This window comes from Mycobacterium sp. NGS68 (assembly GCF_059812195.1).
This window is the reverse complement of sequence record NZ_JCALCE010000035.1, coordinates 14,182-24,745: the sequence shown is the minus strand read 5'-3', so window position 1 is coordinate 24,745 and position 10,564 is coordinate 14,182. Positions and strand designations below refer to the sequence as shown.

Genomic DNA, 10,564 nt, shown 5'->3' with positions numbered 1-10,564 from the left:
GGCGGGCAGCCCAGTGGCAGCACGCATTCTGGTCGCCGGAATCGGCAACATCTTCCTCGGGGACGATGGTTTTGGCTCCGAGGTGGTTCGGCACGCCGAGATCCCCGCGGACGACGAGGCCGTCCGCATCGTCGACTACGGCATTCGCGGCATGCACCTGGCCTACGACCTGCTCGAAGACTGGGACAGCCTGGTTCTGGTCGACGCGGTGCCCAGCCGCGGCAGGCCGGGCACCCTGCACGTGTTCCAGGCCGACCACGAAACCGGTTCCGGCGCTGCGGGTCTGGACGCCCACGGCATGGACCCGGAGACGGTGTTCGCCAGCCTGCGGGCGCTGGGCGGCACTCCGCCCTACACGGTGGTGGTCGGCTGCGAGGCGGGCAACGTCGACGAAGGGATGGGCCTGACCGAACCCGTGGCCAGGGCCGTGCCCCGCGCCGCCCGCGCGGTCGAGGAGATCGTCGCGGCGCTGCGCGACGGGGATTCCGTTGCGTCGACCCGGGGGGAACGCTGAGCCATGTGCCTGGGAATACCCGGTCAGGTGATCCGGATGCTGGACGGCTACGAGGGCCAGCTCGCGCTGGTCGACGTCACCGGCGAACAGCGCAGGGTCAATGTCGGTATGCTGTCCGACGAGACTTTCGCGCCGGGCGACTGGGTGATCATCCACATGGGCTTTGTCGTCGAGAAGACCGACCGGGCGGGGGCCGAGCAGGCCCTGGCCGGCTTGGAGCTGATGGGCCGTGGGCCCGGCGACCCGTCCGCGTTTCCGGGGGTCGGCTGACATGCTCAACTCCCCCCTGATGCTCGCCGTGGTTCCCGTTCGGCAGCGCTTCACCGTGACCGGTGTCGTCCAGGGGGTCGGTTTCCGCCCGTTCGTCCACCGCATCGCCACCGAGCTGGGCCTGGCCGGGTTCGTCGGCAACGATTCGAACGCCGTGTTTCTCGAGGTGCAGGGCGAAGGCGCCCGCGTCGACGAATTCGCGCGCCGGCTGCGCTCGCAGGCACCGCCGCTGGCACGGATCAGCGCCGTCTCGGTTGCCGACGTCGCGCTGGATGCCTTGTGCGACGGCGAGTTCCGGATCGTGACGAGCCACCCGGCGCCCGGCACCGCCACCCCGATTCCGCCCGACGTCGCCGCCTGTGACGCCTGTGTGGCCGAGTTGTTCGACCCGACCAATCGACGGTACCGGCACCCCTTCGTCACCTGCACCAACTGCGGGCCGAGGTTCACCATCATCCGCACGTTGCCGTACGACCGCCCGGCCACCACCATGTCCGCATTCGCGATGTGCGCACGGTGCGCCGCCGAATACCACGATCCGGCCGACCGCCGGTTCCACGCGCAGCCGATCGCATGCCCGGATTGCGGCCCGTCGCTCTGGTTTTCGGGACCGCCGAGGGCCCCCGGGGTCCGGGGGTCGGATGCCGCGCTGGCGGCGGCCCAACAAGCGCTGGCCCGGGGTGCGGTGGTTGCCGTCAAGGGCATCGGCGGCTACCACCTGGCCTGTGCCGTAGACGACGAGGCGGCCGTCGGCGCCCTGCGGTCGCGAAAAGCCCGCGGCGCCAAGCCGTTCGCGATACTCGTGCGTGACCTGGAGGTCGCACGGCGTTTTGCGTTCGTCGACGACGGCGAGGCTGCTGTGCTCTCGGGACCGGCCCGCCCGATCGTCCTGCTGCGGCGCCGCCCCGGCGCGGTGGTGGCCGACGGCGTCGCACCCGGCAGCCCGCTGCTGGGGCTGATGCTGCCCTACTCCCCGATCCATCACCTGCTGCTGGCTGACGGGCCCGACGCACTCGTGCTGACCAGCGCCAACCGCTCCGACGAGCCCATCTGTTTCACCGATGACGATGCCGCGGAACGGCTTCCGGCGTTGTGCGACGCAGTGCTCGACCATGACCGGCCAATTCACGTGCCGTGCGACGACTCGGTGGTCCGCGTGGTGGACGGCCGGGAGTTGCCGATCCGGCGGTCCCGCGGCTACGCGCCGCTGCCCGTCGAACTCGGCAGCACCGGGCCCGCCGTCCTGGCAGTCGGCGGCGAGCTAAAAAACACCTTCTGCCTGACCGACGGCCGGCTCGCATACCTGTCGGGGCACATCGGCGACATGGGCAGCTGGGAGACGCTGCGGGCGTTCGAGCGCGCGGTCGCGCAACTCAGCGAAATACGGGGCACCCCCGCGCGGCTGGCCGCCGACCTGCATCCGGGGTATCACACCCGAAGCTGGGCGGAACGGCACGCGGGCGACCGTCCGGTGCATCTGATCCAGCACCACCACGCGCACGTGGTGTCGCTGCTGGCCGAGCACGGCCGCCTCGGCGAATCCGTCATCGGGGTCTCCTTCGACGGCACCGGCTTCGGCTGCGACCAGACCATCTGGGGCGGCGAGATCCTGCGACTCGGGCGCGACAGTCACCGGTTCCTGCGGGCCGGCCACCTGCTGGCGGTCCCGCTGCCCGGTGGCGACGCCGCGGTACGCAATCCGTGGCGGATGGCGCTATCGCAGCTGTGGACCGCCGACATCGACTGGACTCCGGAGCTGGCGCCGGTGGCCGCCGCGACGCCGAACGAATTGCGCCTCACCCGTTCGCAATTGGAGAGTGGGACGGGATGTGTGCCGTGTTCGAGCATGGGCCGGCTGTTCGACGCCGTCGCCTCCCTGCTCGGGGTGCGCCATCGCATCGACTACGAGGGCCAGGCCGCGATCGAACTCGAGGCGCTCGCCGAGTCCGCAACGGACACAGAACCCTTGCGTCTGCCGGTGCGGCCGGACGGCGTGCTGGATCCGGCACCCCTGGTGCGGAACCTGGTGTCGGCGTTGATCGCCGGTGCCGAACCGGCGGCACTGGCGGCGGGGTTTCACCGCGCGGTCGCGGACGCCGTCGCCGAGGTGGTCGGCCAGGTGGCCGGGCCGGTGCGGCTGGTGGGCCTCACCGGCGGCGTGTTCCAGAACGTGCTGCTGCTGCGTGCGTGCCGGGACAGGTTACAGCGCAATGGGTTTGAGGTGCTGACCCACCACACGGTACCGCCGAATGACGGTGGGCTGGCGCTGGGACAGGCGGCCGTCGCCATGCTGACCGCGCGCCGGGAAGGGGCCGACTCGTGAACGCCGTCAGCGCGATCGACCGCGGCCTGAGCGCAGAGCTGGCCTCGGATTTGGCCCGGGCGGCGTTCACCCTGGCCAAACGTTTCGCGGCGGGCGGCACCATGTGGTCCATCGCGCCGTCCTGGGAACCGCACGCCCTGCACATCGCGGTCGAGTTCGTCCACCCGGTGATCATGGGCAAGCGCGCCCTGCCCGCGGTCGCGCTCACCGGACCCGACCTGGTCGACCTGGTCCGGGTATCGGTGCGGCCCGGCGACATCGTCATCGCCGTCTCCGGCGCCGCCGACCCGCAGGTGCGCTCGGTGATGCGGCGCGGCCCGGCCTGGGGCGCCAGCACCGTCTGGATCGGCAGCGGCGACCGGCCCGACGTCGGGATGGCCGACCACGTGCTGTGGCTGGACGACCCCGATCCACGGGTGCCCGCGACGGGCGGCTTCGTGCTGTTCTACCACCTGCTGTGGGAGCTCACCCATGTCTGTTTCGAGCACCCGGGACTGCTCAAGGAATGCGCCGCCGAAACCGACGACGTCTGCGTCACCTGCAGCGACGAGGGGCGCCCGGGCGAGATCGTCACCGCGGGCGCCGACGGGATGGCGACCGTGCGTACCGCCCGGGGCCTCGAAGACGTGGTGACCGCGCTGGTCGAGCCCGTCGGCGCCGGCGACTTGATCCTGGTGCACGCCGGCACGGCGATCAGCCGACTGGAAGAGGACGCATGAGCAGCGACGAGCCGACCAACTTTCTGTACCCGTTCATCGATGCGCAGGAGGAGGACGCGACGTCGCTGCTGGCCGACCTGGCCGCGTCGGCACAGGCCAAGGCGGCCGAGAGCCTGGCGCTGCGGCGCTCGACGCTGCAGGCCAATGACGCCCTCCTGCAGTCCGCGGCCGCCGAATTGGCGCGGCGCTTCGCGGCGGGCGGGCGGATGTTCACCTTCGGAAATGGCGGCAGCTGCACCGATTCCACGACGCTGGCGGGCCTGTTCGCCCGGCCGCCGCTGGGCAGGCCGCTGCCCGCGTGGTCGTTGACCGCCGACCAGGCCATCGTGACCGCGCTGGGCAACGACGTCGGGTTCGAATTGGTCTTCGCCCGCCAGCTGATCGCGCGGGCGCGGGCCGGCGACATCGCGATCGCGATGTCGACCAGCGGCAACTCGCCCAACCTGCTGACCGCCCTGGCCGAGGCGCGACGGCGCGGGCTGTACACCGTCGGCTTCGCCGGATACGACGGCGGCGCGTTCGTGGACAACCCGAATGTGGATGCCTGCTTCGTCGTTCGCTCGCAGAGCGTGCATCGCATCCAGGAAGCCCAGGCCCTGCTGGGCTACCAGTTGTGGTCGGCGGTGGCGGCGTGAGCCGCGGCGGCGAATACCTGTCGTCGGGCCCCCGGTTCGCCGAGGGCGAGGTGATCGAACGGATCGAGTCGTTCCGCCGGCGCCGCCCGCGGCTGCGCGACGACCACATCACGCTGGCGCACGGAGCGGGTGGCAAGGCGTCGGCCGCACTGGTGGACGCGGTGTTCGTGGAGGCCTTCCGCAACCCACTGCTGGAATCGCTCGGCGACGGGGCGGTGCTCACGCTGCCCGGTGGTGATCGGCTGGCGATGTCCACCGACTCGTTCGTGGTGTCGCCCAGGCGCTTTCCCGGCGGCTCCCTCGGCGAGCTCGCCGTGTACGGCACCTGCAACGACCTGGCGATGGCCGGCGCCGTGCCGTCGTGGATCTCGGCGGCGTTCGTCCTCGAAGAGGGCTTTGCGATCGCGGAGCTCAAGGAGATCGTCGCGGACATGGCGGCAGCGGCCGCCGTGGCGGGCGTGCAGATCGTCACCGGTGACACCAAGGTGGTGCCCCGCGGCGCCGCCGACGGCCTGTTCGTCACCACCACGGGCGCCGGCGTGATCCCCGCGCAGCGACGGCTGTCGGCCCAGGCGGTGCGCGCCGGCGACCGGGTGCTGTTGTCCGGGTCGATGGGCGATCACGGTATGGCGGTCATGCTGGCCCGGGGCGACCTGGCCATCGAGGCCGACATCGCCTCGGACACCGCCTGCGTCAGCCCGCTGGTGGAGCTGCTGATGGCCGCCGCGCCGTCCACCCGGTGGCTGCGGGACGCGACCCGCGGCGGCGTGGGCACCGTGTGCAACGAGCTGGCCCAGGCCTGCGGGCTCGGGGTGCTGCTCGAGGAGGAGCGACTTCCGGTGCGGCCCATGGTCAACGGCGCATGCGAGCTGCTGGGCATCGATCCCCTCTACGTCGCAAACGAGGGCAAGTTCGTCGCCGTCGTCGCGCAGGAGGAGGGCGAGGCGGGTCTGGCCGCGCTGCGGTCGCATCCGTTGGGCGCCGACGCGGCCGAGGTCGGGGAGATCGTCACGGAACCCGCGGAAAGCGTCGTACTACGTACCGGATTCGGCGGAACACGGATCGTCGACATGCTCGTCGGGGACCCGCTGCCGCGGATCTGTTAGAAAGGAGAGATCCTATGTGCCTTGGCATTCCGGGCCGGATCGTCGAAATCACCGATCCGGCAAACTATCTGGCGAAGGTCGACGTCAGCGGCGTGCAGCGCAGCATCAGCGTGCGGCTGCTGGAAGACGACATGCCCCAGCCCGACGACTGGGTGCTGGTGCACGTGGGCTTCGCGATGGCCAAGATCGACGAGACCGAAGCGCTGCTCACCCTGGCCGCCGTCAAGAAGCTCGGCGAGGCCTACACCACCGAACTCGAAGCTTTCGACTCGTCGTCGATCGTGTGAGGAGCCCTGATGAAATTCGTCGACGAATTCCGCGACCCCGCCGCCGCCCGCAAGCTGCTGGCCGCGATCGAGAAACTCGCTGGACCGAGCGAGGTGTTCAAGTTCATGGAGGTGTGCGGCGGTCACACGCACACCATTTACCGGCACGGCATCGAACACCTGCTGCCGGAGAACGTCGAACTGGTGCACGGGCCGGGCTGCCCGGTCTGCGTGATCCCGATGGGACGCATCGACGACGCCATGTGGCTGGCCGGCCAGCCCGACGTGATCTTCACCTGCTTCGGCGACATGATGCGGGTCCCGGGTTCGGCCGGCAGCCTGCTGGACGCGAAGGCCCGTGGCGCCGACGTGCGGTTCGTCTATTCGCCGCTGGATGCACTCAAGATCGCGGTCGACAATCCGGACAGGCACGTGGTGTTCTTCGCGATCGGCTTTGAGACCACGGCGCCCTCGACCGCCGTTACGCTCGTGCGTGCCCGGGACCTGGGTCTGCGCAACTTCAGCGTGTTCTGCAACCACGTCACGATCGTGCCGCCCATCAAGGCCATCCTGGAATCGCCCGACCTGCGGCTGTCGGGGTTCATCGGCCCCGGGCACGTCTCGACCGTCGTCGGCAACCGGCCGTACCGGTTCGTACCGGATGTGTACCGAAAGCCGTTGGTGGTGGCCGGTTTCGAACCGCTGGACATCCTGGCCGCTGTCACCATGCTGCTGCGCCAGATCCGCGAGGGCCGGTGTGAGGTGGAGAACCAGTACCGGCGGGTGGTGCCCGAACACGGCAACCCGGCGGCGCTGGCGCTGATGGGCAAGGTCTTCGCGCTGCGGCCGCACTTCGAGTGGCGCGGACTGGGATTCATCTCGCAAAGCGCGCTGCGGCTGCACGACGACTTCGCCGAGTTCGACGCCGAGCTGCAGTTCGCGATGCCGGGCGTGCGGGTGGCCGACCCCAAGGCCTGCCAGTGCGGCGAGGTACTCAAGGGCGTGCTCAAGCCTTGGGAGTGCAAGGTTTTCGGCACGGCGTGTACCCCGGAGACGCCGATCGGAACGTGCATGGTGTCGCCGGAGGGCGCGTGCGCGGCGTACTACAACTTCGGCCGCCTGCACCGTGACGCCGTCAAGCTCGTGGCCCGCACTTGACTGACAGCCGCGGTGTCGACATGTTCGCCCGCTATGCGCACGCGCCCAACGCGCTGGGCTACTGCGGTCCCCCGCTCGGGGCCACGCTGGGCGACGGCTCGGTCGACCAGGTGCGACGCGCCGCGACGACATTCTCGGGGGCGTGGCCGTATCTGCGGGTGCTGTCCAGCCTGACCGGCATCGTCGACCCGCTGGACCACCGGCTCGTCGAGTCGTACTGGCTCGGCGGCGGCGTCGGCGCGGACCTCGACCCGCAGGCATTCTTCGACGAGTTGCTGGCCATCATCGGCCCGCGGGCGGGCCACTACTGGTCACACCTCACGACCGACCTGACGAGCGAGGCGGCCGGCAATCACTGCTTCCACGTGTTCGGGGTGTATCCGTGGACCAGGTTCCTCGGCCGGGGCATGGATGAGCACCCGCTGAGCGTGCTGGACAACTGCCGGATCACTTGGGGCACAGTGCTTTCCCGTGACGGGGACGATATCGGGGTGCGGTGCCGCAAGCTGGTGTTCGACGGGGCCGCGCTGCGGCTGTCGGAGCCGTCGGCACGCCGGCTCGCGGTCTGGGCCGACGGGTACAGCGCGGTGCCCGACGTGGCCGTCGGCGACGAGGTCGCGGTGCACTGGGGCCGGCTGTGCGGGCGGCTGGAGCCCGAACAGATCGCGGCGCTGGCCGACAGCACGGACCGGCAACTGCAGAAGACCAACAACCGGCTGGCGCGGGTGCCAAACTGATCGAATGCCCGGCTCGATCTGCGACGTGCTGCCCGCCGCAGCCGCTCTGCTCGGCGTGCCGGGCGCGACCGACCGATTGGCGGTGGCGGAGTGCGTCGGTGCGGTCGATCGCGTCGGGGTGGTGCTGGTCGACGGGTTGGGCTGGCACCTGCTGCCGCAACTGGCCGAAGACGCTCCGCTGCTCGCCTCCGTGTTGGCCGGTGACGCCGGACGGCTCACCGCACTCGAGTGCACCTTCCCGTCCACCACGCCGACCAGCCTGGTGTCGCTGGGCACCGGCGCGCGGCCGGGCGAGCACGGCATCCTGGGCTTCACGCTCAACATTCCGGGCACCGACCGGGTGCTGAGCCACATCCGCTGGCGTGACGACCCACCACACGGCCAGTGGCAGCCGCTGCCCACCTGGTTCCAGCGGCTGCAGCAGGCCGGCGTGGGCGCGCGCGCCGTGTTGCCGGAGTGGTTCATCGGCAGCGGGCTCACCGACGCGGCGTACCGCGGCGCGCAGTTCCGCCCGACGCGCAACAACGACGACTACGCCCGGCGGGTCGCCGACGAGCTGCGCGCGGCGCCCGGCCTGGTCTACGGCTACACCGCCGCGCTGGACACCGCGGCCCACGTGTTCGGCATCGGTTCGCCGCAGTGGCACGAGGCGGCCGCCCAGGTCGACGCGCTGCTGGCCCGGCTTCTCGACACGCTGCCCGGCAACGCGGCGCTGCTGGTGACCGCCGACCACGGTGGTCTCAACGTGCCGCCGCAGGCGCGCGTCGACCTGGACACCGACCCGAGGCTGGGCGCCGGCGTCCGCGTGGTGGCCGGCGAGCCGCGGGTGCGCTACCTGCACACCGAACCGGGGGCCGCCGCCGACGTGCGGGCCGCCTGGAGCGAGATCCTCGAGGACCGGGCCGAGGTCTACAGCCGCGAGGAGGCCGTCGCCTCCGGGGCGTTTGGGCCGGTGAATCCGGAGTTTCTGCCGCGGCTCGGTGACGTCGTCGTCGTGTGCTCCGGTGACGCCGCAGTGTTGGCAACGGCGCACGAGCCGCCGGAAACGGCCCGCCTCGTCGGGTTTCACGGCGGCCCCACCCCGGCCGAGATGGCGATTCCCCTGATGGTCTTCGGTGCTACCGATTAGATTGGCCCACTGCGGTTTTCGGCCGCACGCAGGTTCAGATCGTTTTCAAAGAAACATTGAGCCCCGGTCGCTGTAGATTAAATTTCATTGTGAACAGCACCGGTGATTTGCCGCCGGAAATCACGTCCGGGCGAATGTACTCGGGCCCCGGCCCGGAATCGATGCTCGCCGCGGCCACCGCCTGGGACCGGCTGGCCGGCCGCCTCTACGACCGGGCGTCCGAGTACCAGTCGGTGATGTCACGGCTGGCCGATGAATGGCGAGGTCCGGCGGCAGCGGCGATGACCCAGGCCGTCGCGCCCTATCTACGGTGGTTGAACGACACCGCCGGGCACGCCGAACGAGCCGCCGCACAGGCCCGGCGGGCCGCGAGCGCGCACGAGACGGCGCGTGCGGCGATGGTGCCTCCGGCCGTGATCGACACCAACCGCGCGCTGCGCGCCTCCATGGCCTCGACGAACCACCTCGGCCAGGCCAGCGCGGCGATCGCGGACGCCGACGCCGAATACGAGCGGATGTGGGCCCGCGATGCGGATGCCATGTACGCCTATGCGGGCTCGTCGGCCGAGGCCGCGACGGTCACGCCCTTTCCCTCGCCGCCCGCCGGTATCGACCCGGCGGCGCTGGCACAGGGCAACCCCACCCTGGCGGATGCGGGCGAGGTCATCTCGACGGGCAACCAGTTGATTCCGGCGCTGCCCCACGCGATACGGGGGTTGGCGTCCACGCCTCTGATGTCTTCACCGCTGGCGGCGATCCTGCCGGCGCTGGGCAGGCTCCGCGCGCTGCGCATCGGGTTCGCGCGGGCGGCGAAGGCCGTTACCGCCGCGCACACCAGGCCGCCCGTCGACAGCGGCGCGCCGGTCTTTGCGGCCTTCGGTCGCGGGGCACCGCTGGGGATGCTGTCGGTGCCCCGGGCGTGGCTGGCGACGACGACGGTGCCGGTCGCGGTCTCGCCGCTGCCCCGCTACGCGTGGGTTTCGGCCCGGTAGCGGCACGGCCTCCGCTCAGGGCGAGCCTCTGAATGGCCCAGGGAATTATTTGAGTATTTTCTGCAAATCGATTGCATCTAGGTGCACCGCGTAGTTACGGTCAATAGTGCGGAAAGTTCGTTTGCACGCTGAGGGGCGGGAGGCCCTGATGAGAGACAAACAGCTACTGGCCCAAGCGATCTGGCGTTGCGCACAGATCGAAGAGAAGTGCACGGTGCCGACCGTACGCGTCGGCTGAAGCATGTCGACGGCTCGGCTTGGGTTTGTCTCAAGCCGCGACCGCCGCCGTCCCCGCATCCGGGCCGTAGCGCCTTCTGACTGAAATCGTTTTTACTACAAGATCTTTCACATCTCGGTGGGGGTCACCGGGCTGGTCGGGGCCATTTTGCGAGGGAGTTTGTCATGTCTTTTGTCCAGATCGTACCCGAGGCGCTGTCCGCAGCCGCCCATAATTTGCATGCCATCGGGGCGGCCGTGACCGCCCACAATGCGGCCGCCGCCGCCCCGACATCGGCGGTGATTCCCGCCGCCGCCGACGAGGTATCGGCGCTCACCGCAGCCCAATTCGTCGCGCACGCGCGGATGTATCAGGCGGTCTGCGGCCGTGCCGCCGCCATTCACCAGGCGTTCGTGACTGCCCTGGCGACCGGCGGCGCCGCGTACGCGGCCACCGAAGCGGCCAACACCCTCGCCGAGTGCTGAAGACGGGGCGCCG

General features: G+C 70.4%; 12 protein-coding genes. All 12 read left to right on the top strand.

Annotation, left to right across the window (positions count from 1 at the left end; all coding sequences use genetic code 11):
• Positions 1 to 13 precede the first annotated feature (13 nt).
• The 12 genes from AC5Y5V_RS26205 to AC5Y5V_RS26150 all read left to right on the top strand — a co-directional run bounded on the left by AC5Y5V_RS26205 (position 14) and on the right by AC5Y5V_RS26150 (position 10,551).
• Positions 14 to 514, top strand: a complete 501-nt coding sequence (locus tag AC5Y5V_RS26205; protein ID WP_499940940.1) for a hydrogenase maturation protease — start codon at positions 14 to 16, stop codon at positions 512 to 514.
• Positions 515 to 517: 3 nt separating this feature from the next.
• Complete coding sequence (locus AC5Y5V_RS26200; protein ID WP_499940938.1) at positions 518 to 784, top strand: HypC/HybG/HupF family hydrogenase formation chaperone; 267 nt, start codon at positions 518 to 520, stop codon at positions 782 to 784.
• 1 nt (position 785) lies between these two features.
• On the top strand, positions 786 to 3,107 hold the full coding sequence (gene hypF, locus AC5Y5V_RS26195; RefSeq protein WP_499940936.1) for a carbamoyltransferase HypF: 2,322 nt from the start codon (positions 786 to 788) through the stop codon (positions 3,105 to 3,107).
• A complete protein-coding gene (locus tag AC5Y5V_RS26190; RefSeq protein WP_499940934.1) occupies positions 3,104 to 3,826 on the top strand; it encodes a HypC/HybG/HupF family hydrogenase formation chaperone in 723 nt (240 codons plus the stop codon). Before hypF ends, AC5Y5V_RS26190 begins: the two co-directional genes overlap by 4 nt.
• The gene (locus AC5Y5V_RS26185; protein ID WP_499940932.1) at positions 3,823 to 4,461 is read left to right on the top strand and encodes a D-sedoheptulose-7-phosphate isomerase; all 639 of its coding nucleotides are present in this window, start codon (positions 3,823 to 3,825) and stop codon (positions 4,459 to 4,461) included. Before AC5Y5V_RS26190 ends, AC5Y5V_RS26185 begins: the two co-directional genes overlap by 4 nt.
• Positions 4,458 to 5,567 carry a hydrogenase expression/formation protein HypE gene (hypE, locus tag AC5Y5V_RS26180; RefSeq protein ID WP_499940929.1) on the top strand — a complete coding sequence of 370 codons (1,110 nt, stop codon included), beginning with the start codon at positions 4,458 to 4,460 and terminating at the stop codon, positions 5,565 to 5,567. Before AC5Y5V_RS26185 ends, hypE begins: the two co-directional genes overlap by 4 nt.
• A 14-nt stretch (positions 5,568 to 5,581) precedes the next feature.
• Positions 5,582 to 5,854 carry a HypC/HybG/HupF family hydrogenase formation chaperone gene (locus AC5Y5V_RS26175; RefSeq protein ID WP_499940925.1) on the top strand — a complete coding sequence of 91 codons (273 nt, stop codon included), beginning with the start codon at positions 5,582 to 5,584 and terminating at the stop codon, positions 5,852 to 5,854.
• Between the two features lie 9 nt (positions 5,855 to 5,863).
• Positions 5,864 to 6,991: a hydrogenase formation protein HypD gene (gene hypD, locus AC5Y5V_RS26170; RefSeq protein ID WP_499940923.1), complete on the top strand. Its 1,128-nt coding sequence runs from the start codon at positions 5,864 to 5,866 to the stop codon at positions 6,989 to 6,991.
• A complete protein-coding gene (locus AC5Y5V_RS26165; RefSeq protein ID WP_499940921.1) occupies positions 6,988 to 7,728 on the top strand; it encodes a DUF6390 family protein in 741 nt (246 codons plus the stop codon). The genes hypD and AC5Y5V_RS26165 overlap by 4 nt, the downstream gene beginning before the upstream one ends.
• 4 nt (positions 7,729 to 7,732) lie before the next feature.
• The gene (locus AC5Y5V_RS26160) at positions 7,733 to 8,857 is read left to right on the top strand and encodes an alkaline phosphatase family protein (protein WP_499940919.1); all 1,125 of its coding nucleotides are present in this window, start codon (positions 7,733 to 7,735) and stop codon (positions 8,855 to 8,857) included.
• Positions 8,858 to 8,946: 89 nt separating this feature from the next.
• Complete coding sequence (locus tag AC5Y5V_RS26155; protein WP_499940917.1) at positions 8,947 to 9,849, top strand: PPE family protein; 903 nt, start codon at positions 8,947 to 8,949, stop codon at positions 9,847 to 9,849.
• Between the two features lie 402 nt (positions 9,850 to 10,251).
• A complete protein-coding gene (locus tag AC5Y5V_RS26150; RefSeq protein ID WP_499940913.1) occupies positions 10,252 to 10,551 on the top strand; it encodes a PE family protein in 300 nt (99 codons plus the stop codon).
• Positions 10,552 to 10,564: the final 13 nt, after the last annotated feature.